At 72.0% G+C, this 23,035-nt stretch carries 21 protein-coding genes; 15 read left to right on the top strand and 6 right to left on the bottom strand.

What is annotated here, in order from left to right; translation table 11 throughout:
* The first annotated feature begins 21 nt into the window (after positions 1 to 21).
* A complete protein-coding gene (locus KR546_RS04115; protein ID WP_238443432.1) occupies positions 22 to 987 on the top strand; it encodes a potassium channel family protein in 966 nt (321 codons plus the stop codon).
* A 66-nt stretch (positions 988 to 1,053) separates the two neighbouring features.
* On the opposite strand, the gene KR546_RS04110 is transcribed toward KR546_RS04115, so the two are convergent.
* The 5 genes from KR546_RS04110 to KR546_RS04090 all read right to left on the bottom strand — a co-directional run bounded on the left by KR546_RS04110 (position 1,054) and on the right by KR546_RS04090 (position 6,089).
* Positions 1,054 to 1,605, bottom strand: coding sequence for an NUDIX hydrolase (locus tag KR546_RS04110; protein WP_238443431.1), 552 nt, complete (start codon positions 1,603 to 1,605; stop codon positions 1,054 to 1,056).
* A gap of 1 nt (position 1,606) precedes the next feature.
* Positions 1,607 to 2,392 carry a chlorite dismutase family protein gene (locus KR546_RS04105; protein WP_238443430.1) on the bottom strand — a complete coding sequence of 262 codons (786 nt, stop codon included), beginning with the start codon at positions 2,390 to 2,392 and terminating at the stop codon, positions 1,607 to 1,609.
* A 92-nt stretch (positions 2,393 to 2,484) separates the two neighbouring features.
* Entirely contained in the window at positions 2,485 to 2,964 is a 480-nt protein-coding gene (locus KR546_RS04100) for a GNAT family N-acetyltransferase (protein WP_238443429.1), read from the bottom strand.
* Positions 2,965 to 3,039: 75 nt separating this feature from the next.
* Positions 3,040 to 5,316, bottom strand: a complete 2,277-nt coding sequence (locus KR546_RS04095; protein ID WP_238443428.1) for an aconitate hydratase — start codon at positions 5,314 to 5,316, stop codon at positions 3,040 to 3,042.
* A gap of 128 nt (positions 5,317 to 5,444) precedes the next feature.
* A complete protein-coding gene (locus KR546_RS04090) occupies positions 5,445 to 6,089 on the bottom strand; it encodes a hypothetical protein (protein WP_238443427.1) in 645 nt (214 codons plus the stop codon).
* 214 nt (positions 6,090 to 6,303) lie between these two features.
* Here KR546_RS04090 and msrA point away from each other — a divergent pair, with 214 nt between their 5' ends.
* A complete protein-coding gene (gene msrA, locus KR546_RS04085) occupies positions 6,304 to 7,002 on the top strand; it encodes a peptide-methionine (S)-S-oxide reductase MsrA (protein WP_238443426.1) in 699 nt (232 codons plus the stop codon).
* A 110-nt stretch (positions 7,003 to 7,112) separates the two neighbouring features.
* Here the strand turns inward: msrA and KR546_RS04080 are convergent, their stop codons facing one another.
* Positions 7,113 to 7,739 carry a hypothetical protein gene (locus KR546_RS04080; RefSeq protein ID WP_238443425.1) on the bottom strand — a complete coding sequence of 209 codons (627 nt, stop codon included), beginning with the start codon at positions 7,737 to 7,739 and terminating at the stop codon, positions 7,113 to 7,115.
* Between the two features lie 171 nt (positions 7,740 to 7,910).
* On the opposite strand from KR546_RS04080, the gene KR546_RS04075 reads away from it, so the two are divergent.
* From KR546_RS04075 to KR546_RS04015, 13 genes are all read left to right on the top strand, one after another.
* Positions 7,911 to 8,855: a tRNA (adenine-N1)-methyltransferase gene (locus KR546_RS04075; RefSeq protein WP_238443424.1), complete on the top strand. Its 945-nt coding sequence runs from the start codon at positions 7,911 to 7,913 to the stop codon at positions 8,853 to 8,855.
* A 268-nt stretch (positions 8,856 to 9,123) separates the two neighbouring features.
* Complete coding sequence (gene arc / locus KR546_RS04070) at positions 9,124 to 10,836, top strand: proteasome ATPase (protein WP_238443531.1); 1,713 nt, start codon at positions 9,124 to 9,126, stop codon at positions 10,834 to 10,836.
* Positions 10,837 to 10,984: 148 nt separating this feature from the next.
* Entirely contained in the window at positions 10,985 to 12,445 is a 1,461-nt protein-coding gene (dop, locus tag KR546_RS04065) for a depupylase/deamidase Dop (protein ID WP_238443423.1), read from the top strand.
* A gap of 112 nt (positions 12,446 to 12,557) precedes the next feature.
* A complete protein-coding gene (locus tag KR546_RS04060; protein WP_238443422.1) occupies positions 12,558 to 12,758 on the top strand; it encodes a ubiquitin-like protein Pup in 201 nt (66 codons plus the stop codon).
* Complete coding sequence (gene prcB / locus KR546_RS04055) at positions 12,755 to 13,576, top strand: proteasome subunit beta (RefSeq protein WP_238443421.1); 822 nt, start codon at positions 12,755 to 12,757, stop codon at positions 13,574 to 13,576. The genes KR546_RS04060 and prcB overlap by 4 nt, the downstream gene beginning before the upstream one ends.
* A gap of 90 nt (positions 13,577 to 13,666) precedes the next feature.
* Positions 13,667 to 14,353, top strand: a complete 687-nt coding sequence (gene prcA / locus KR546_RS04050) for a proteasome subunit alpha (RefSeq protein ID WP_238443420.1) — start codon at positions 13,667 to 13,669, stop codon at positions 14,351 to 14,353.
* Positions 14,354 to 14,396: 43 nt separating this feature from the next.
* A complete protein-coding gene (gene pafA / locus KR546_RS04045) occupies positions 14,397 to 15,755 on the top strand; it encodes a Pup--protein ligase (protein WP_238443419.1) in 1,359 nt (452 codons plus the stop codon).
* Positions 15,756 to 16,071: 316 nt separating this feature from the next.
* The gene (locus tag KR546_RS04040; protein ID WP_238443418.1) at positions 16,072 to 17,109 is read left to right on the top strand and encodes a helix-turn-helix transcriptional regulator; all 1,038 of its coding nucleotides are present in this window, start codon (positions 16,072 to 16,074) and stop codon (positions 17,107 to 17,109) included.
* Positions 17,106 to 18,029 (top strand): helix-turn-helix transcriptional regulator, encoded by a 924-nt coding sequence (locus KR546_RS04035; RefSeq protein ID WP_238443417.1) that lies wholly within the window; start codon positions 17,106 to 17,108, stop codon positions 18,027 to 18,029. The genes KR546_RS04040 and KR546_RS04035 overlap by 4 nt, the downstream gene beginning before the upstream one ends.
* Positions 18,030 to 18,140: 111 nt before the next feature.
* Positions 18,141 to 18,332, top strand: a complete 192-nt coding sequence (gene tatA / locus KR546_RS04030; RefSeq protein ID WP_238443416.1) for a twin-arginine translocase TatA/TatE family subunit — start codon at positions 18,141 to 18,143, stop codon at positions 18,330 to 18,332.
* 3 nt (positions 18,333 to 18,335) lie between these two features.
* Positions 18,336 to 19,103: a twin-arginine translocase subunit TatC gene (gene tatC, locus KR546_RS04025; RefSeq protein WP_338019090.1), complete on the top strand. Its 768-nt coding sequence runs from the start codon at positions 18,336 to 18,338 to the stop codon at positions 19,101 to 19,103.
* A complete protein-coding gene (locus tag KR546_RS04020; RefSeq protein ID WP_238443415.1) occupies positions 19,100 to 21,823 on the top strand; it encodes a DEAD/DEAH box helicase in 2,724 nt (907 codons plus the stop codon). Before tatC ends, KR546_RS04020 begins: the two co-directional genes overlap by 4 nt.
* A gap of 250 nt (positions 21,824 to 22,073) precedes the next feature.
* Positions 22,074 to 23,018, top strand: a complete 945-nt coding sequence (locus KR546_RS04015) for a diacylglycerol/lipid kinase family protein (RefSeq protein ID WP_238443414.1) — start codon at positions 22,074 to 22,076, stop codon at positions 23,016 to 23,018.
* Positions 23,019 to 23,035: the final 17 nt, after the last annotated feature.

Here is a 23,035-nt window from a genome sequence, read left to right as displayed (position 1 = left end):
CGCCTGCGGGCAGCGGTGGCCGTGTTCGCGGCCGTCCTGCTGGTCGGCTGGGTGGGCTACATGGTCTTCGGGGACCTCGGCCCGCTCGACAGCCTCTACATGACCGTCATCACGGTGGCGACGGTCGGCTACCGCGAGGTCGCCGAGCCCACGACGGCGACCAAGATCCTCACCATCGGGCTGATCGGCGCCGGCGTCGGCGCGGTGTCCTACGCCGCGGTCACCGGGGTCGAGTTCGTCGTCGAGGGCCACCTCAGCCACTACCTGGAGCGTCGCCGCATGGACCGTGCCATCGACAACCTCGACGACCACGTCATCATCTGCGGCTTCGGCCGGGTCGGACGCAACCTGTCGCACAACCTGGACGACGAGCAGACGCCCTTCGTGGTCATCGACGACGACGAGGGCAAGGTCGAGGACGCCGAGGCCGAGGGCTACCTGGTCCTGCGTGGTGACGCGACCGAGGAGGGGATGCTGGAGTCGGCCGGCCTCGACCGCGTCCGGGCGCTCGTCGCCACGGTCAACTCCGACGCCGACAACGTCCTGATCACCCTGACCGCCAAGGGCCTGCGACCGGACTGCCAGGTGATCGCCCGTGCCAAGTCCGAGGAGAACGAGCCGAAGCTGCGTCGGGCCGGGGCCGACCGGGTGATCCAGCCGTCGACGATCGGGGGACGCCGGATCGCCCAGATCCTCACCCGCCCGGTCGTGGCGGACTTCCTCGACAACATCGGGGGCGGGGGCGTGGACTACACCCTCGAGGAGGTGCCGGTCGCACTCGGCAGCGAACTGGCCGGCGTGACCCTCCGCGACGCCGCCATCCGCAAGCGCTTCGGGGTCACCGTGCTGGCGGTGCGCCACGCCGAGGACCAGCGCCTGGACTCCCACCCGTCACCGGACGTCTCGCTGGAGGTCGGCGACACCCTGGTCATCATGGGCTCCGACGACGAGGTCTCGGCCATGCGACGCCACTTCGTCGGCCACTGATCGGCACCGCGGACGCAGGCGGGGTCGGGGTCACCATCGCACCGGCGTCACGTCGACCCGGTCGGCTCACGCCGTCGCCCGGCCACGCCACCGGCGCGCGGCGTCCAGTGCGGCGGTGACGGACGCGTCGGTCATCCCGGCCACCGCAGCGACCGGGAACCAGTCGAGCTCGCGTGACTCGCCGGGTCCGGGCGCGAACGGCTGGTCGGGATCGGCCAGCAGCAGGTAGCGGACGTCGAGGTGGACGTGGCCGCGGCCCCCGTCGTGCACGTGCACGTGGACGAGGACGGGGCCGCCGTCCGGGTGGTGCACCTGCAGGCCGGTCTCCTCGGTGGTCTCGCGTGCGGCCGCCTCGTGGACGCACTCGCCGGCCTCGACATGGCCACCCGGCTGCAGCCAGCGCTCCAGCCGCCGGTGCAGCACCAGCACGGTGCGATCGGTGTCGTCGGTCGGCAGGACGATCGCCGAGCCGGTGACGTGGGTGTCCTGCGCCTGCTCGTCCAGCGGGGCGACCAGGTCGTCCAGGGCCCCCCGCAGGGTCGCCAGGTGGGCTCGCTCCTCGCGGTCGGCACCGGCGTGCGTGGCCAGGTCGGCCCGCAGCCGCTCGACGGGCTCCACCTCAGCGGTCCCAGCCCAGCGCCGTCATCGCGTCGCGGGCGGTCGCGCGGAGTCCCACCACGAACGGCCCGAACTCCGCGTAGCGCACCGACGCCTCGTCGTAGCGCATGGTGTAGACGATGTCCTTGAGGTCGGCGACGTCGTGGGCCAGCAGGGTGACGCCCCACTCCCAGTCGTCCAGCCCGGTCGATCCCGAGACCAGCTGCAGGACCCGCCCGGTGTAGGCCCGCCCGGACCGGCCGTGGTCGTGCATCAGTCGCTTGCGCTCCTCGAAGTCCAGCGCGTACCAGTTGTCGTCACCCTCGCGACGGTGCGACATGGGGTAGAAGCACATCGTCTCCCAGCGCGGCAGGTCCGGGTGCAGCTTGTTGTCGGCGTAGGTCGCCATGCGCTCCGAGAACTCCTCGACCCGACGTTCGAGGTCCTCGCCGGCCACGCCCTTGTCCGCCATCTGCTCGCGGTACTGCTCCGGGGTGGTCGTGTACTCCGAGCCCTCGGTCAGCGACAGGTAGGACCAGTCCAGCGTGAAGGCGGTCCCGGCGGCCAGCTCGATCGACGTCTGGGCGGCGCGCAGACGGACCAGGTCGGCGTCCAGCAGCATCACGACCAGGTCGGCCTTGTGGCCCAGTCCGGTGAACACGTGGGTCTGCACCTCGGCCGCGACCTTGTCCAGGGCGGTGGCGAGGTCCGTGCCCACCTCGGGATGGGTGGTCGGCGCGTCCGGGGCACGACGCAGGAACAGGTGCAGGACGCCCCAGCCCTCGCCGGGGGTGACGGGCTCGATCACGGTGATGTCCTCGACGGTTCGGTCCTGCGAAGGTACGGCCCCACGGCCCACCTCCACCAGCCGGCGACGGGGTCAGTGGCGCACCGTCGAGTTCAGGGCCACGCGCCCGGGAGGTCGAAGCGCATCAGTCGGACCGATCCCACCTTGTCGACCTCGGCGAGTTCGAACGCGGGCGAGAAGGCATGCCAGCCGTTGTGGAGGTAGAACGACACGGCTCCCAGGCGGGCCTTGCACCACAGCACCCGGGCGTCGTGGTCCAGTGCGTGGGCGATCGCCCTGGTCAGGAGGCGCGAGCCGATGCCGCGGCCCTGCAGGTCGGGGTCGACCGCCATGCCACGCAGGCGCCACGCCCCCAGGCGCGGTGCCGGTTCCGCCAGGTCCGGGCGATGCGGGCACGACTCCTCGAGCATGGTCACCACGCCCGTGATGCTGCCACCCAGGAGCGCCGCGAAGTGTCCCGTGGCCGGTGCGTCGTCGTCGGGATAGGTGAACGTCCCCGGGATGGAGCCCGGACGCAGCACGGCCGCCCGCAGTGGTCGCACGCTGTCGGCGCCCACCCGATGGATGGTCACGTCGGCGCACGACTCGTCGCGGCTCACCCCGCAGCACCGACCCGGTGGTCGGTGGGGACTCCGGCGGGTCCGGGATCAGGCACGGGAACGGATCACGTTGAGGGCGCTGCCCGCCTTGAACCACTCGATCTGCTCGTTGCTCATCGTGTGGCGGGTCGCGAGGTCCTCGGTCGTGCCGTCCTCGTGGGCGAGCCGCACGGTCACGTCCGAGCCGGGCGCCAGGTCCGCCAGCCCCAGGATCGACACGCGGTCACCGGCGCGGACCTTCTCCCAGTCGGCCGGGTCGGCGAAGGTCAGCGGCAGGATGCCCTGCTTCTTGAGGTTGGTCTCGTGGATCCGGGCGAAGCTGCGCACCACGATCGCCCGCACCCCGCGGAAGCGTGGCTCCATGGCCGCGTGCTCGCGCGAGGATCCCTCGCCGAAGTTCTCGTCGCCGAACACCACCGAGTCGACCCCGGCCTCTCCCCAGCGCTGGGCCAGGTCCGGGAGCGGGAGCTCGGCCCCGTCACCGACCACGTCGATGCCGGTGCTCGCCCCGGTGAGGTTGTTGAGCGCCGACAGGTACAGGTTCCCGGAGATGTTCTCGAGGTGGCCCCGGTAGCGCAGCCACGGGCCCGCCATCGAGATGTGGTCGGTGGTCGTCTTGCCCTCGGACTTGAGCAGGATCGGCAGGTCGACCAGGTCCTGGCCGTCCCAGGCACCGAAGGGGGTCAGCCGCTGGAGCCGCTCGGAGTCCTCGGCGATGACGACCTCGACGTCGTCGGTGTCGGCCGGGGGCACGAAGCCCTCGTCGCCACGGGTGAACCCGTCGTCGGGCAGCTCGGTGCCGACCGGCTCGGGCAGGAGCACCTCGCTGCCGTCGGCCGCCCGGAGCCGGTCGGTGCGCGGGTCGAAGTCCAGCCGGCCGGCCAGGGCCATCGCCACCACCGTCTCGGGCGAGCCGATGAAGGCCAGTGTCTGGGCGTTGCCGTCGTTGCGCTTCGGGAAGTTGCGGTTGAACGACGTGACGATCGAGTTGACGTCGCCCTCGTGGACGTCGTCGCGCTTCCACTGCCCGATGCACGGGCCACAGGCGTTGGCCAGGACCGTGGCGCCGATCCCGGCGAGGTCACCCAGCAGTCCGTCCCGGTCGATCGTGGCACGGACCTGCTCGGAGCCGGGCGTGACCATCAGCGGGGTCCGCGAGGTGATCCCGTGCTCCCGGGCGAACCGGGCGATCGATGCTGCCCGCGAGATGTCCTCGTAGGAGGAGTTCGTGCAGGACCCGACCAGCGCCGCCGACAGCTCGAGCGGCCAGCCGTTGTCGTTGGCCTCCGGACCGATGTCGGACACCTCCCGTGCCAGGTCCGGCGTGTGCGGGCCGACCAGGTGGGGCGACAGGGTGTCGAGGTCGATCTCGATGACTTGGTCGTAGTACGACGCCGGATCGGCCACGACCTCGTCGTCCGGCCGCAACAACGCCGCGTGCTCGGTGGCGAGGTCGGCGATCTCCTCGCGCTCGGTGGCCTTGAGGTAGCGCGCCATCGACTCGTCGTAGGCGAACAGCGACGTCGTGGCCCCGATCTCGGCGCCCATGTTGCAGATCGTGCCCTTGCCGGTGGCGGAGATCGACTCGGCGCCCGGGCCGAAGTACTCGACGATGGCGCCGGTGCCACCCTTGACGGTCAGGATCTCGGCGACCTTGAGGATGATGTCCTTGGGCGCGCTCCAGCCCGACAGCCGCCCGGTGAGCTTCACCCCGATGAGCCTGGGCACCCGCAGGTTCCAGGGCATGCCGACCATGACGTCGACCGCGTCGGCCCCACCCACGCCGATCGCCACCATGCCCAGCCCGCCGGCGTTGGGGGTGTGGGAGTCCGTGCCGATCATCATCCCGCCGGGGAAGGCGTAGTTCTCGAGCACGACCTGGTGGATGATCCCCGAGCCCGGCTTCCAGAAGCCCATGCCGTAGCGCTGGCCGGCCGACTTCAGGAACTCGTAGACCTCGCGGTTGCGCTCGTTGGCGATCCGCAGGTCGGCGTCGGCGCCCTGGTGGGCCTGGATGAGGTGGTCAGCGTGGATCGTGGTGGGCACGGCCGTCGAGGCCTTGCCGGCCAGCATGAACTGGAGTACGGCCATCTGCGCCGTGGCGTCCTGCATCGCGACCCGGTCCGGGCGGTAGTCGGTGTAGTCCACGCCACGGTCGAGTCCGCCCTGCTCGGGGTCGTCGAGATGGGCGAACAGGACCTTCTCGGCGTAGGTCAGTGGCCTGCCGTGGCGCTCGCGACCCAGTGCGACGCGGTCGGTGAAGCGGTCGTAGACGTCGCGCACGAGGGCGACCGGGGTGGAGGCTGCGGGGTGTCGTTCGTTCATGCCGGCGATCCTGGTCGTGGTGAGTTCCCCAGACGCTATCTCATAACCCATGGAGTTATCAACACGCCTCCGCGGGTGCCCATGTCCCACCCTAGGTCCGCATCGTCGACGACCGCAGCCCGGGTCGTTCAGGCGCCGTCGGCGAGGACGCGCAGGGCGCGGGTGATGGCCAGCGCACCCCGGTCCCGGACCCGCCGGGCGACGGCCGGCTGGGTGACCCCGATGGCCTCGGCGATGTCCACCTGCCGCTCACCGTCGAGGAGGCCGACCAGCGCGCGCCGGTCGCGGGCGTCCATGCGGGCCAGCAGCTGGTCCTGGAGGACGAGGTAGGCGTTGACCAAGGGGGCCCGCTCCGCGTCGTCGGCGACCACCGTGCGCAGGCTCGGGGGCCACTTCGGTCGCGACGGGAGGTCCTGGGCCGCTGCGCGGGCGATGGTGGCCCGCTCCCAGGCCGGCCCCGCCATCCCGTCGGTCGCGTCGTCGGCCAGGTCGGCGAGCCCGAGCCGGACGTCGACCGGTTCGTCCTCGTCGTCCACCGTCGCCAGCACCAGGTCGTCGGTCACGATCCGCAGGCGCACCGTGGCCAGCAGGACCTCGTCCAGGGTCGCGAACACGCCGCCGAAGGCGTCCTCGTCCACGCGGTGCAGGGCCACGACCGGGTCCGTCGCCGCGTTGACGGCGGCGAGGCACGTGTCCAGTCCGTCCAGCAGGACCGCTCGGTCCACGAAGCGCCGCGAGGTCACGACGTCGCCGGCCACCACCCATGCGTTCATGCCACCTCCGGACCGGGGACACGTCCGCGGCCCGTTCGTCGGCCCGGGAACGTCACCGAACCGTAACGTGTGCCGGGGACCTCGTCCTGTGCCCACGTCGACGACCTCCGTGGGACGGCGGCATCCCGATCGCCGGTGAGCACGGCTCGCGTGGGATGGACGACGCCGGGGCGTGCGTTGACCCGCATGCCCGACGACCCACGAAGGTGCGCGCATGTTCTTCACCCGCAAGGCCCCGACCATGGTCACGCCCGACGACGCCCTGCCCGGGCGTGACACGCCCCTGTCGGTGCCGGAACGCCACGACGTGCTGGGCAACCCGTTGACCCCGCCGTGGCCCGACGGCCACGAGGTGGCCGTGTTCGGCATGGGCTGCTTCTGGGGTGCCGAGCGGATCTTCTGGCGCATGGACGGCGTGTGGACCACCGCAGCCGGCTACGCCGGTGGGTGGACGACCCACCCGACCTACGAGGAGACCTGCACGGGCCGGACCGGCCACACCGAGGCCGTCCTGGTCGTGTACGACCCCGCGGTCGTGTCCTACGAGCAGCTGCTCAAGGAGTTCTGGGAGAACCACGACCCGACCCAGCTCAACGGGCAGGGCAACGACATCGGAACCCAGTACCGGTCGGCGATCTTCACCACCACGCCGGAGCAGGCGACGGTGGCCGATGCCTCCCGCGAGCGCTACCAGCAGGCCCTGTCCGCGGCCGGCTTCGGCGAGATCACCACGCAGGTCGCCCCGGTCGAGGAGGCCGGCGACGGCCAGTGGTACTACGCCGAGGGCTACCACCAGCAGTACCTCGACAAGCACCCCAACGGCTACTGCAACCACGGGTTCTGCCAGGTCGGCTACGACGCCGCCGCACACGGCCAGGACACCCCCACCAGGGTCGAGCTCCCCGAGTCCTGACGCCTCCCCTCGTCCCTCGGGGAGGTTTGAGAACTCGCTGCGCCCGTTCTCATGCCTGATCCGAGGGAGGTACCGACTGACTCGCTCCGCTCGTCAGGTTGAGGCGGACGCTAGGTCTCGGGCCAGTGGCCGGAGCGTTCGAACTCGAGGCGGCGAGCGATCTCGCGGGCGCGGTCGCGGGCCAGCTCGTGGCCGGTCTCGGCGGCGACCAGCGCCTCCAGCCGTCGGTAGACCGGGGTCCCGGCGACCCATGGCCTGCGTGGCTCGATCGACTCGAGCTGCTCGTTGGTCCACTCGGCGGCGGCCCGCTGGTGCAGCACGTCGGAGTTGCGCTCCAGCCATCCCATGAGGTTGCGCCGGTGGCTGGGGGTGAGGTCGACCAGCAGCCGGGTCGCGCCACGCGACGACGTCCAGGTCCGGGTCTGCAGGAGCACGCCGGGCGACAGGTCGGTGGCCTCGCGCCGGCGTCGACCCGCGCGTGCCTCGCGCAGGCGCTCCTGGACCGCCTGGTGCAGGGGTGCGTGGTCCGCGACGTCCAGCTCGCCGGCCGCGACCCGGTCGCCGATGGCGGGGTCGACCAGGGCGTGGGCGTAGGTCGACCGGTGGATGTGCAGCTGCTCGGCGATCCGGGCCAGCATGGGTGCGTCGGCGTCGTCGAGCTCGACGACGGTCCCGTCGGTCAGGGTGACCTGCTCGGTCTGGTTGACCTCCTCGGGGTCGAGGATGATCCGGGCCATGTGCCCCTCCGGGTCGGCGCCGACGACGGCCGTGGCCGCCGTGGTCGGAGGATAGGTCGCCCCGGGCCGCGGTTACGCTGGTTCGTCGCGTCCCGCGCGTGCGACCGCCTCCCGTCGCGTCCCGCCCGCCGCGCCCGGCGCCGCGCCGCCTCCCGACCTCCCGGAGCATCCATGCCTGCCACCCTGCCGCCCCTGCCCGGTTCGCCGGAGCCCCTCGCCGCGGGGGAGCGGGTGCTGCTGACCGATCGCAAGCACCGTCGCTACCTGGTCACCCTCGAGCCGGGCGACCAGTGGCACAGCCATGCCGGCTCGATCGACCACGACGACCTGATCGGTGGCCCGGAGGGACGCGCGCTGCGGACCACCAAGAACATGGCCGTGACCGTGTTCCGCCCCACCCGGACCGACTTCCTGATGAAGATGAAGCGCGGCGCCCAGGTGGTCTACCCCAAGGACCAGGCGAGGATCATCGGCCTGGGCGACGTCCGACCGGGGATGACCGTCGTCGAGGCCGGGGCCGGGTCGGGCGCCCTGACGATGGCCCTGCTGGACGCGGTGGGTCCCGACGGCCGCGTGGTCTCCTTCGAGCGACGCGAGGACCACCTCGCCATCGCCCGCGCCAACGTCGCCGCCTGGTACGGCGAGGAGCCAGCCAGCTGGGAGCCCCGGCTCGGCGACGTCGCGGTGGGACTGGGCGAGCTCGACGCACACCGGGTCGTGCTCGACCTGCTCGAGCCGTGGGTGGTGGTGGCGTCCGCGGCCGACGCACTGTCGCCCGGAGGCGTCCTGCTGGCCTACATGCCCACCGTGACCCAGGTGATGCGCTTCGATCGTGCCTGTGCCGACAGCGGTGCGTTCGCCGACGTGCGCACCACCGAGTCGCTCGACCGTGGCTGGGACGTCGACAACCTGGCCGTGCGGCCCCACCACCGCATGGTCGCCCACACCGCGTTCCTCACCACGGCTCGGCGCGTGCTGGCCCCCGACGAGGGCGGCCCCGACGCCCCCCGTCCCACGACCGGGCCCACCGTGGTGTTCGCCGACACCCGCGACCTGCCGCGGGGGGACGGTGCCGCGGGCGACACGCCCCGCGTCGTGGGCGACCAGCCCGACTGACCCGCAACGGGGGGCCCGTGCCCCCGCCCGGCCTGGCGGACGAGGCTCCGAGGGGTTCGTATACTCGGTGCCGGAGCCCCGTCGGCCCCGACGCGGCCCCGAACCGACGAGTGGGGCCGGTGGACCGCCGGCTCCCGAGCCGCGACCAGGAGCGCCGGTGACGCACCCCGAGGAGCGAGACTTCCCGTCCGGGGGAGACCGCCCGGACCGAGGACACACGCCCGATGGGCGGGGTCGACTCCCGGCCCCCACCGACCTCGACCGGCCGATCCCCAACAACCCCGACGAGCTCGCAGCGGAGGTCAAGTTGCTGCGTGACGAGGTGATGCTGTTGCGGGTCGCCGCCCCGGTGCGCGAGCGCCTCGACGCCCTCGAGCAGCAGCTGTCGGATGCACGCACCCGCCTGGCCGCGTCACGCGACCACGCCGGTCACCTCACCGACACCCTGCGCGCCGCCCGGGACCAGCTCGCCGCCCTGCGCGACGAGGTCGAGCGCCTGAGCGCCCCACCGCACCAGTACGCGTCGGTCGTCGAGGTCGGCGACGACGGGCTGGTCACGGTCACCCTCCAGGGTCGCGAGCTGCGGGTCGCCTGCAGTGACGCGGTCGACCCGGACGAGCTGGCGCCGGGACGCCAGGTGCTGCTCAACGAGGCCAGCAACGTCATCGCGGTGGCCCGCTTCGACGAACGTGGCCAGTTGCTGACGGTGGTCGACCTGGTGGGCGAGGACCGCCTGCTCGTCCAGGGCCACGGCGACGACGACCGCGTGGTCGCCCTGGCCGACCCGCTGCGCGCCACCCCACCCAAGCCCGGGGACACCGTGCTGGTGGACGTGCGTGGCCACCTCGCCCTCGAGCGGATCAGCCGCCCCGAGATGGAGCGGCTCGTGCTGGAGGAGGTGCCCGACGTCACCTACGCCGACATCGGCGGCCTGGCCGACCAGGTCGAGGCGATCCGTGACGCCGTCGAGCTGCCCTACCTGCACCCCGACCTGTTCGCCGAGCACGAGCTCGACCCCCCCAAGGGGATCCTGCTGTACGGCCCCCCGGGCTGTGGCAAGACGATGATCGCCAAGGCCGTCGCCAACGCCCTGGCCCAGCGGGTCAGCGAGCGGCGCGGTGGCACCGAGGTCCGCAGCTTCTTCCTCAACGTCAAGGGTCCCGAGCTGCTCAACAAGTACGTCGGCGAGACCGAGCGACAGCTCCGGCTGGTCTTCCAGCGGGCCCGCGAGAAGGCCGCCGAGGGCTTCCCCGTCATCATCTTCTTCGACGAGATGGAGTCGTTGTTCCGCACGCGTGGCTCGGGCGTGTCGTCGGACATGGAGACGACGATCGTGCCGCAGTTGCTGGCCGAGATCGACGGGGTCGAGTCCCTGCGTGACGTGGTCATCATCGGCGCGTCCAACCGCGAGGACATGATCGACCCGGCGATCCTGCGACCGGGGCGACTCGACGTCAAGATCAAGGTCGCCCGCCCGGACGCCGACGCCGCGCGCGAGATCTTCGGGCTGTACCTGCCCGACACGCTCCCGCTGGACGCCGACGAGGTCAGCGGGCACGGCGGCGACCGTGCCGCCACCACCGCCGCGATGGTCGACCGCGTCGTCGACAAGATGTACGCCGACGACCCGGACAACCGCTTCCTCGAGGTGACCTACGCCAACGGTGACCGCGAGACGTTGTACTTCCGCGACTTCAACTCGGGCGCGATGATCAACAACATCGTCGCCCGGGCGAAGAAGTCCGCCATCAAGCGGTTCCTGGACACCGGCACCAAGGGCCTGACCACCGAGGACCTGCTGGAGGCCATCCGCGAGGAGTTCCGCGAGAACGAGGACCTGCCGAACACGACCAACCCCGACGACTGGGCCCGGATCTCGGCCCTGAAGGGCGAGCGCATCACCTACGTGCGCACCCTGACCAGCGAGGGCGGCGACACCGGCAAGTCGATCGACACCATCTCGCCGGGCCAGTACCTGTGACGACGTCGACCTCGGCCCCGGGGGTGTCGACCCTGCACACGGGTCGTCGGGGCCGCCCGGGTCGACGGTGACGGTCCCGTCCACCCGGCGGGGCCGCCAGGCCCCGTCCCCGTCGACCGACGACGACGGGCCCGACCAGGCGCGCATCATGGGCCTGGAGACCGAGTACGGCATCACCGTGGTGGGCTCACCCGTCGAGGTCAACCCGGTGCTCGCCTCGTCACTGGTCGTGGCGTCGCGACGCCACGACGACGACATCTCGTGGGACTACAGCGAGGAACACCCGCTGCGCGACGCGCGCGACGACGTCCCCGATCCCCACGAGCCGTTGGCGGCCGACGACCTGGGCCTGACCAACACGGTGCTCGACAACGGTGCGCGGTTCTACGTCGACCACGCCCATCCCGAGTACTCCACGCCCGAGGTGGCCACGGCCCTGGACGCGGTGACCTGGGACCGGGCGGGTGACCGGATCGTGGCCGACGCCGCGGCCCAGGCGTCGCGGTCGCTGCCGGAGGGCGGGACCATCCTGGTCCACAAGAACAACACCGACGGCAAGGGCGCGGCCTACGGGGCACACGAGAACCACCTGGTCGCCCGGTCGGTCCCGTTCGCCGACCTCGTGCACCAGCTCACGCCGCTGTTCGTGTCACGCAGCATCTATGCCGGCAGCGGTCGGCTGGGCAGCGAGTTCCGGGACCGTGCGGTCCCGTTCCAGCTGTCACAGCGGGCGGACTTCTTCGAGGCCCCGGTCGGGCTCGAGACCACCCTGCGACGCCCGATCATCAACACCCGGGACGAGCCCCACGCCGACCCGGCCCGGTGGCGCCGGCTGCACGTGATCACCGGTGACGCCACCCAGGCCGACACCGCGACCCTGCTGCGGGTCGGGGTCACCGACCTCGTCCTGGGCATGCTCGAGGACGGCGCGGCGCCGGCGCCGATCCGACTGGCCGACCCGGTCGAGTCCTTCCACCTGGCCAGCCACGACCTCACCGGCCGCCTCCCGCTCGCGCGTCGCAGCGGTGCCACGGTCACGGCCCTGGAGCTGCAGCGCCACTACCAGGCGGCGGTCTCCCGCTGGCTGGAGCGCCGCGGCGCGACGACCGCGCAGGCCGACGTGCTCGCCCGCTGGGACGAGGTGCTCACCATCGCCGAGGACGAGCCGCGTGACCTCGACGGCATCGTGGACTGGGCGACCAAGCTCGCCCTGCTCGAGCGCTACCGCGAGCGCGACGGCCTCGACTGGGACCACCCGCGCCTCGCCCTCATCGACCTGCAGTTCCACGACCTGCGTCCCGACAAGGGGCTGTTCCACCGGCTCGAGGCGGCCGGCCGGGTCCGGCGGCTGGTCGACGACGACACGGTCGCACGGGCCCGGATCCAGCCGCCGGCCGACACCCGCGCCTGGTTCCGCGGGAGGATGCTGCAGCGGTTCCGCGACGAGGTGGTCGCGGTGGGATGGGACGCGATGATCGTCGACGCCGGCCGACGCTCCTACACCCGCATCCCGATGATCGACCCGCGGCGGGGGACCAGGGCACACGTCGAGGACCTGTTCGCGCGGGCCGCGGACCTGCGCGAGCTGCTCGACCTGCTGACGGGCTGAACGCGACACCGGCGGCCGTCGTCGGCGCACCGGGTCGCCGACGGCCGCTGTCGGAGGACCGGTCACGACCCGTGGATACGCTCGCGGACACACGACCCAGCAGGGGGACCGGATGGCCGACAACCAGGGCGCATCATCGCGCCGCCGCTCCACCGAGCAGCCCGTCGAGGAGGCCGAGGCCGACGCCACCACGTCGAGCGACTCCGCGACCGACCTGTCCGACGTCGACGCACTGCTCGACGAGATCGACGAAGTCCTCGAGGAGAACGCCGAGGACTTCGTGCGCAACTACGTGCAGAAGGGCGGGCAGTGACCGAGGGCGACCAGCTCGACCTCGGTGACCTGATGCCGCGGCCGTTCGGGCCGTCCGGCTCGTCCTTCGCGGGCCTGCTGTCCGACCCGGTCGTCCCGGCGGGTGGCAGTGGCGGCCTGGGGGACCGGGTCGTGGACGGCACGACGGTGCTGGCCCTGCGCTTCGCCGACGGCGTGGTCGTCGCCGGTGACCGCCGGGCGACCGCCGGCAACATGATCTCGCGCACCGACATGCGCAAGGTGTTCCCGGCCGACCGGCACTCGGCCGTGGCGATCGCCGGGGCCGCCGGCCCCGCCATGGAGATGGCCCGCCTGTTCGCGACGGAGCTCGAGCACTACGAGAAGGTCGAGGGCGAGGTGCTCAGCCTGGAGGGCAAGTCCAACCGACTGGCCGGGATGGTGCGTGCCCACCTCCCCATGGCCATGCGCGGCATGGTCGTCGTCCCGCTGCTGGCCGGGGTCGACCCGCACAGCGGCGAGCCGGGCATCCACGAGTACGACCCGATCGGCGGGCGCTACCTCGCCCGCCGATTCGCGGTCTCCGGCTCGGGCGGCGTGGTCGCGGCCCAGACCCTGCGTCATCGCTTCGACCCCCGGGCCGACGAGGCCGCGGCGGCGACGGTGGCCGTCGAGGCCCTGTTCGACGCCGCCGAGCAGGACTCGGCGACCGGTGGCCCGGACCTGGTCCGACGCATCTACCCGATCGTTGCGGTCATCGACGGCGACGGCTACCGCGAGCTCGAGCCCGAGGCCGTCGCCGCGATCGTCGACGAGGTCGTCGCCGCCCACCGCGAGCGTGTCGATCGCGACCAGGCCTGACATGGCCGCCCACCCAGGCCCCGACCCAGGCCTCCGCCGCCTCCCCGCCCCGTCCCCTGCCTGCCCGACCAGCCCCGCCGGAGTGACCTGATGGCCACGCCCTTCTACGTCGCCCCCGAGCAGATGATGCAGGACCGGGCGGAGTACGCCCGCAAGGGCATCGCCCGGGGTCGCTCCCTGGCCGCGGTCAGCTGGGAACACGGCGTGCTGTTCGTCAGCGAGAACCCGTCCCGCCTGCTGTCCAAGACCTCCGAGATCTACGACCGCATCGCGTTCGGGGCGGTCGGCAAGTACAACGAGTTCGAGTCCCTGCGGGTCGCCGGGATCCGCATGGCCGACGTCAAGGGCTACCAGTACGCGCGTGAGGACGTGACCGCCAAGTCGCTGGCCACCGCGTACTCGCAGTCCCTGGGTGCCATCTTCATGGGGGACGGCAAGCCCTACGAGGTCGAGTTGCTGATCGCCCAGGTCAACGGTGCGTCCACCCCGGTCGAGCTGTTCCACATCCTCTACGACGGCTCGATCGTGGACGAGGCGGACGTGGTCGCGATCGGCGGTGACGCCGAGGCGATCACCACCCGGTTGCGGGAGCAGTGGACCCCGGGGCTGGACCTCGGTGGGGCCGTCCGGCTGGCGGTCCACGCGTTGGCCGGGGCGACCGAGCGCGATCCGGGGGCACCCGACCTGGAGGTGTCCGGCCTGGACCGCACCCGGGGTCGCCGGCAGTTCTTCCGGCTCGACGAGGATCGCCTCGCCGACCTGCTCGCCCGGGAATGATCCTCCGGCTGCACACCCTCGGCACCCGACCTCGGCGCTCCCCGTGAGGCGGCGGGTGTTCGGGATCGAGAACGAGTACGGGGTCACCTACACGCAGGACGGTCAGCGGCGGCTGACCCCCGACGAGGTGGCGCGGTACCTGTTCCGTCGCGTGGTGTCGTGGGGGCGCTCGTCCAACGTGTTCCTGGAGAACGGCGCGCGGCTGTACCTCGACGTGGGGTCGCATCCCGAGTACGCCACGCCGGAGTGCGACTCGCCCCGCCAGGCCGTGCTGTACGACAAGGCCGGCGAGGAGATGCTGCGGCGTCTCGCGGCGTCGGCGGGTGCCCAGCTCGCCCAGGACGGGATCCCGGGCCGGGTCAGCGTGTTCAAGAACAACACCGACTCGGCCGGCAACTCCTACGGCTGCCACGAGAACTTCCTGGTCTCGCGGATCGGTGACTTCCAACGGCTGACCGACAACCTGATCCCGTTCCTGGTGACCCGCCAGGTCTTCGCCGGCGCGGGCAAGCTGCTGACCACCCCCCGTGGGACGATCTACACGCTGTCCCAGCGCGCCGACCACATCTGGGAGGGGGTCAGCTCGGCCACCACCCGGTCGCGCCCGATCATCAACACCCGCGACGAGCCCCACGCCGACGCCGAGGCGTACCGACGCCTGCACGTCATCGTGGGCGACTCCAACATGAACGAGTACACGGCCTGGCTGAAGATCGCGACCGCCGACCTCGTCCTGCGGATGCTCGAGGAGACCCCCGTCACGCGTGACGTCACCCTCGACAACCCCATCCGGGCCATCCGCGACATCAGCCACGACCTGACTGGCACTCGTCGGGTCCAACTGGCCAACGGCCGGGAGATGTCCGCCCTGGACCTCCAGGAGCTCTACCTCGAGCAGGTCGACCGGTTCGTGTCCAGTCGTGACGACACCACGACTGCCGACCGACGGGTCGTCAGCGCCTGGGCACACGTGCTCGACCGGCTGCGCCGCGACCCGATGAGCCTGTCGGCCGAGCTGGACTGGGTCGCCAAGAAGCTGGTCATCGACGCCTACCGACGCCGGCACGACCTGGCGTTGTCGGATCCGCGCGTGGCGATGCTGGACCTGGCCTACCACGACCTCGATCCCGAGCACGGGGTGTTCGCCGTCCTGCAGCGCCGTGGCCGGACCCATCGCCTGCTCGACGACGCCGAGATCGAGCGCGCCGTCACCGAGCCGCCGGCGACCACCCGCGCCCGACTCCGGGGCCGCTTCATCGCCGCCGCGAAGCGGGCCGGGCGGGACTACACGGTCGACTGGGTCCACCTCAAGGTCAACGACCAGGGCCCCCGCACGGTGCTGTGCAAGGACCCGCTGGTCTCCGAGGACCCCCGCGTCGACCAGCTCATCGCCAGCCTCTGACGCGCAGCCGCCGAGCCGTTGAGCTCCGAACGAAGCCGTGTCCGGCTGCATTGGAGTGTGCTCGCTTCGCTCGCAACTCCACGGCCCGTAGGCGATCCGGGACCTGGTGTCCCGACCCCGATGCATTGGAGTTCCTCGCTGCGCTCGGAACGTCCAGACGCGCAGCCGCCGAGCCAGTGAACTCCAGACGAGGCGCAACCGTGATGCATGAGGGCAACAGTCGGCGGGATTCGGTCACGGCTGCCGGGAGGGGGTGGGCTGCGGCGGTCCGGCGGATCTGGCAACCTCGGGACCGACGGCCGATCGAGGAGCACGCGTGGTACGGGACAAGGCGGAACGCCTGGTGAACCTGACCACGGCGTTGCTGGAGGCCCGGGCGCCGCGGACCTTCGCCCAACTGCGCGACCAGCTCCGCAACACCTACGACCAGGACGATCCCGAGAGCGCACGCCGGATGTTCGAGCGGGACAAGAACGAGTTGCGGGGGATGGGGATCCCCATCACGACGACCCGCCTGCTCCTGTCCGACGCCGAGGGCTACCTGATCGACCGTGACGACTACGAGCTGGCGCCGCTCGACCTGACCGTCGAGGAGGCCAGTGCCCTGCTGGCCGGGGTGGCCATGGCCGGCGGGGAGGACGAGCGGCTCGCGGTGGCCCGGCTGACCACCCACCTGACCGAGCCCCTGGACGTGGATCCCAACCCGGCCCTGCACGTGTCGGTCGCCGAGGACCACCTCGCCACGGTCGCGGGTGCGGTCTCCACCCGGACCACCCTGTCGTTCGCCTACCGACGGGCCGACGGTGCCGAGCGGGCCCGCACGGTCGACCCGTGGGCGATCGGGATCCGCAACGGGGTCGGCTACCTGACCGGATGGGACCACGACCGCCGGGATCGCCGCGTGTTCCGGCTGTCGCGCATCGTGTCGCGAATCCGCAGCGTGGGGGAGGAGGGGTCCTTCCAGCGTCCGGACGACGTCGACCTGGGCGCCGAGCTCGTCGCACCGCTGGGGGAGGGCACCGACGTCACCGTGCTCGTCGAGCCGACCGCCATCGCCGCGGTGCAGGCCCACGGCGGCCGCCTGGTCGAGCCCGCCGACGACGGGGACGGCGAGACCGGCCGGGGATCCAGCGGGTCCACGACCGACGACCGCGCCGATGACCCACACGACGACCCGGGCGAGGACTGGGTGGTCATGTGCTTCCCCGACAGCGACCCGGTCCGGCTCGCGGGCTGGCTGACCGGCGTGGCCGATCGCGTCGTCGTGGTCGACCCACCGGAGCTGCACGACCGGGTCCGGTCCCGCCTCGCCGAGCTGCTCGCCCGTGACGACCACCCCGAGGAGCGCCCGTGACCACCCGCGTGGAGCGCATGCTGAACATGGTCCCGTGGGTCATCGAGCGACCCGGGGTCACCCTCGACGAGGTCGCCACGGCCTTTGGCACGTCGGTGGACACGGTCCGGTCCGAGCTCACCGACCTGATGTACTGCGGGCCCCGGCTGGGTGGGGGCTGGGAGTTCCAGCTGGAGATCGTGGACGACCGCGTCACGGTGACGGCCGCCGACGAGTTGCGCCGGCCCCTGCGACTGCGCCCGGACGAGGCGCTGCGGCTGGTGCTGGTGCTCACGGCGGCCCAGCGGATCGTGGGCGACGACCTGCCGGGCCTGGCCAGTGCCCTGGCCAAGGTGCGTGACGCCGCCGGGCTCGACGAGTCCGCCACGGTCGCCGTGGTGGACGACGACCACCACCTGTCGACCCTGCGCGAGGCCATCCGCGACGGCCACGTGGTGGAGCTGGACTACCTCGGACGCAAGGACGACACGGCCCAGCGTCGCCGGGTCGAGCCATGGCGACTCGACCTCACCCCGGACGGCCAGTACCTCCAGGCCCACGACCTCGACCGGGACGGCCACCGGGTCTTCCGGCTGGACCGGATCGCCACGGTGACCGTGACCGAGGATCCGGTCACGACCTCGGCGCCGGACGAGCTGCCACCGCCGGCGTGGGTGCCCGACGACGACGCCGTCCGTGCCGTGCTGGACCTGGCGGGTCCCGCGCACTTCCTGGGGGACTACGTGCGGGCCGACGTCGACCGCACCACCGACGGGGTCCGCCACGTCGAGCTGCGCACCGACGCCCTGGGATGGCTGGCCGAGCTGGTGCTGGCCGGGGGCGCCGCCGTGACCGTCGTGGAGCCACCGGGGCTGCGCGACCTGGTCACCCGGAGGGCGCGTGCCGGGCTCGCGGCCCACGACCGCCATCGACGCCACTGACGAACCCGGTCCGGGTCCCCGGCCGGCCCGTGGGGTCAGCGCCCGGCCGGACGTCGCCCCCGGCCCCGGCGCGGTTACACTCGTGGAAACCACCCGACGACGAGGCGCGACATGAACCTGGGGCCCCCGGAACTGATCATCATCCTGGTCATCGTGCTCCTGCTGTTCGGGAGCCGGAAGCTTCCCGAGCTGTCGAGGTCGATCGGGTCCTCCATCAAGGAGTTCCGCAAGGCCTCCGACGAGCGAGACCGGGAGGACGAGGAGACCCCGCGGGTCTCGCCCCCGGCCAACACGGAAGAGTGATCCATCACGACCAGTGACGTCGAGCAACCGCTCGTCGAGCACCTCACCGAATTCCGCGATCGCCTCCTCAAGAGTCTCGCCGCCCTGGTCGCCGGTGCGATCGTCGGCTACGTCGCGTTCGACTTCCTGCTCGGCGCCGCCCTGGCACCCGTGTGTGCCACCGATGCCCTCGTGCGCCTGGGCAACGACCCCGAGTCCTGCTCGCTGATCGCGCTGACCCCGCTCGAGCCGCTGACCGTGCGGATCAAGACGGCGATCGTGGTGGGACTGTTCATCGGCGGTCCGGTGATCTTCTACCAGCTGTGGCGATTCATCACGCCCGGGCTGACCGACACCGAGAAGAAGCTGACGCTGCCGTTCGTGCTGCTCAGCCAGTTGATGTTCGCGGCCGGCATCGTGTTCGCGTGGTTCATCATCCCGCAGGGCCTGCGAATCCTGCTCGGCCTGGGCGGTGACCAGATCGTGGCCACGCTGTCGGCCAGCGAGTACCTGAACTTCTTCCTGCGGACGTCGATCGCGTTCGGGCTGGTGTTCGAGATCCCGCTGGTCCTGATCTTCCTGTCGCTGGTCGGCGTGGTGAGCTCGACCGGCCTGCGCAAGTTCCGGCCGTACTCGGTCGTGGTCAACGTGGCCCTGGCGGCGATCATCACCCCGACGACCGACGCGCTCACCCTGTTCGCCATGGCCGGTCCGATGATCGTGTTCTACGAGGTGTCGATCTGGGTGGCGTGGCTGATCGAACGACGTCGCCGGCGACAGCAGACCGCGTGATCCCCCCGCCCGATCCCGACGCCCCGGAGACCTCCGACGACCCCGTGGCCGCGTTCGCCGCGACCCTGGACTTCCCGCTGGACGACTTCCAGCGCGAGGCGGTGACGGCGCTGGCCGCCGGACGCGGTGTGCTGGTCGCCGCTCCCACCGGTGCCGGCAAGACCGTCGTCGCCGAGTTCTGCGTCGACCGCGTGGTCGCGACGGGCGGCCGGTGCTTCTACACCACCCCGATCAAGGCGCTGTCCAACCAGAAGTTCCGCGACCTCGTGGCGACCCACGGTGCCGACAACGTCGGGCTCCTCACCGGCGATCGCAGCATCCGGGGCGATGCGCCCGTGGTGGTCATGACCACCGAGGTGCTGCGCAACATGATCTACGAGGACTCCTCGGCGCTGCACGACCTGCGCTTCGTCGTGATGGACGAGGTGCACTACCTGGCCGACCGTGCCCGGGGGTCGGTGTGGGAGGAGGTGCTCGTCCAGTTGCGATCGACGGTGCAGGTGGCGGCCCTGTCGGCGACGGTGTCCAACGCCGAGGAGTTCGGGGCATGGCTGGACGAGGTCCGTCACGGTGTCGACGTGGTGATCTCCGAGCAGCGACCCGTGCCGTTGCGCCACCACTACTACGTCAACGACCGGGTGTACCCCACGTTCAAGGCCGGAGGCTCCAAGGGCCAGTCCCGCAAGCACCGCGAGGACGCCGCGCAGGCACGCGGCGGGGTCCCCAACCCCGAGGTGCGGATGCTGGAGCGCAAGGCCCGCACCCGCAACCGGGTCACCAACCGGGGGCGACGGCTCGGCCCGGACGTCCGCCTGCGCTGGCCGTCGCGACCCGTGGTCGTGGAGGAGCTGGCCCACCGCAACTGGCTGCCGGCGATCATCTTCGTGTTCTCCCGGGCCGGGTGCGACCGGGCCGTGGACGAACTGGTCGCCGCGGGGATCTCGCTGACCAACGCCGCCCAGCGCGACGAGATCGACCGCCTGCTCGACACCCTGCTGGCCGACGTGGACCCCTCCGACCTCGACACCCTCGGGGTCGAGGCGTTCCGCGCCCGGCTGCGTCGGGGCCTGGCCACCCACCACGCCGGGATGGTGCCCGCCTTCAAGGAGGTGGTGGAGGAGGCGTTCCAGGCTGGCCTGCTGGGCGTGGTCGTGGCGACCGAGACGTTGGCGCTGGGCATCAACATGCCGGCCAAGACGGTGGCGATCGAGCGTCTCGAGAAGTGGAACGGCGAGCGCCATGTGCTGCTGACCGCCGGCCAGTACACCCAGCTCACCGGGCGGGCCGGACGGCGTGGACTGGACAAGGTCGGACACGCCGTCGTGCTGTACCAGCGCGACCTGGACTTCGCGACGGTGGCCGGGCTGGTCGGGCGTCGTGCCTACCCGCTGAACTCGTCGTTCACGCCGTCCTACAACATGGTCGTCAACCTGCTGCGCAACCACCCACCCGCCGAGGCCGAGGACCTGCTGGGCGCCTCGTTCGCCCAGTTCCAGGTCGACCGCTCCACCTCCGACCTCGAGCAGCGTCGTCGCGAGGCGCGCGAGACGGCGGCCGGCTACCACGACGCGACGGTGTGCGACCGCGGGGACTGGGACGCGTACTGGGCGATGCGCCAGGGCCTGTCCCGACTCGAGAAGCAGACCGCGAAGGACCGTCGACGCCAGGCCGCGGCCGCGCAGCGTGCCGGGATCGAAGCCCTGGTGCCCGGCGACGTCCTGGGGTTGCCCTGGATCGGCCAGCGTGGCCTGGCCGCGGTCGTCGGGGTCCGGCTGACCGGGTCCGGGGTGCCCCTGGCCGACGTCGTCACCGACAACCGGGTCCTCAAGCGGGTCGGCCCACGCGAGCTCGACGGACCCCCACCGGTGATCGACCGCATCCGGCTCCCGCGGTCGGGCAATCCCCGTGAGCGCGCCTTCCGCAACGAGATCGCCGGAGCGCTGGCCGACGTCGAGCCGCTGGACGAGCTGCCGACGCCGCCCCGGGTCGACGTCCCCGAGGACGTCGCCGCCTCGATCGACGAGCTGCGGGCGGCGATGAAGGCGCATCCGTGCCACGGGTGCCCGGACCGGGCCGACCACGAGGCGTGGCAGCGTCGCGCCGACGAGGCCGAGACCACGGTCCGCAAGCTCGGACAGCGCATCGAGGCACGCACCGGCTCGCTGGTGCGCCAGTTCCGACGGCTCGCGGCCGTCCTGGCGGAGCTGGACTACCTCGACGACGAGCGTCGCCCGACCCCGTCCGGGCTGCTGCTGGCGCGGGTCTACGCCGACGTCGACCTGTTGGTGGCCGAGGCGATCGGGCGTGGGCTGTTCGACGACCTCAACCCGTCCGAGCTGGCCGGTGCCGCCGCCCTGCTGACCCACGAGCCGCGGGGTGACGACGCGACCGTCGATCCCCGGTTGCCCACCCGTGGGCTGGCCCGCTTCCACGACGCGGTGCTGGACCTGGCCGCGGACCTGCGAGCCCACGAGGCCAACCACGATCTCGAGCCACTGCGGGACCTCGACGCGGGGTTCGTCGGTCCGGCCTGGCGCTGGGCCACCGGGTCCGACCTCGACGACGCACTCGCCGGGCGTGACATGACCGGGGGGGACTTCGTGCGCAACGTCAAGCAGGTCGCCGACCTGGTTGGCCAGCTGCGCGGGGCCGCACCGGAACTGTGGTCGGTCGCCGACACCGCGCTGGACGGGTTGCGTCGCGGCATTGTCGAAGCGTGACTGGCGAGGCGTGATCCTGCGGACCCACGTTGCACCAGTCACGATGGAGTTGCTCGCTGCGCTCGCAACGTCCAGCCCTGCTTCGGAGTGACGTCTGGTTTCGCCGGGTCAGGTCGGGGTCGCTGGCTCGGGGTCGGGGTGGTGGGGGAGAGGGACTAGGATGGGGGGTCGCCGCTGGCGCGTTGCCGGGGGCGTGTTCGTTCCGACAGCCACGCGAGGTGGATCCCGTGCCGCACGTCCGCGTCCCGAAGTGAGCACGCCGGCCCACGACCGGATCCTGGTCGTCGCCAACCCTGCGGCGGGCCGTCCCGTCGGGCGGGGTCGCCCCACCCCGGTCGAGACCACGGCGACCACCCTTCGGCAGGCCGGGCGGGTCGTGGACGTCGCGATCACGCGTGGCCCGGGCGAGGCGACGAGGCTGGCCCGCGAGGCGATCGACCGGGGTGTTCGCCACGTCGTCGCGGTGGGTGGCGACGGGACGCTCCACGAGGTCCTCAACGGCCTGGTCGACCCGGAGTCGGGGCAGGCCCACGCCGAGGGCATCCGCCTCGGCCTCGTCAGCGCCGGCAGCGGCAGTGACTTCGCCCGCACGTTCGGGCTGGACCGTGCGCCGACCGTCACCGCGCGCCACCTCCTCCACGACACCACGATGGCGATCGACGTCGGTCGGGTCCGCCTGGTGGGTCCGGACGGCACCCCGGGGGTCCGCGCGTTCGCCAACGTCGTGAGCGTCGGCTGGCCGGCAGCGGTCGTCCGCCGGTCCGTGGCCCTGCCGCGGTCGCTGGGGGCACTGCGCTACGTCGTGGCCGGTGTCGCGGCGGCCCCGGCCATGCGCACCGCACCGGTGGTCCTCGACCTCGACCACACGCGGCGCGACGACCCGGTGTGCTCGGTCGTGGTCGCCAATGGACAGTTCTTCGGTGGGGGGCTCAAGGTCGCCCCGCGAGCGCTGCCCGACGACGGTCGCCTGAACGTGCAGAGCTGGGAGACCCGTCCGGTCGACGTGCTGCGCGAGCTGCCCCGTGTCCGGATGGGCGAGCACTTCGACCATCCGGGCGTGCGCGAGTGGCAGACCACCACGGTCACGATCCGACCGGAGGGCGATCCGCTGCCGGTCGAGGCCGACGGCGAGTTCCTCGGCACGACTCCCGCGACGGTGGACCTGCTGCCCGGCCTGCTCCACCTCACCATCTGACCCACGTCTCCCGCTCG

It is taken from the genome of Salsipaludibacter albus, assembly GCF_019798055.1.
GTDB classification, from domain to species: domain Bacteria; phylum Actinomycetota; class Nitriliruptoria; order Nitriliruptorales; family Nitriliruptoraceae; genus Salsipaludibacter; species Salsipaludibacter albus.
The sequence above is the reverse complement of the archived record's forward strand: the minus strand, read 5'-3'. Positions and strand labels throughout refer to the sequence as shown.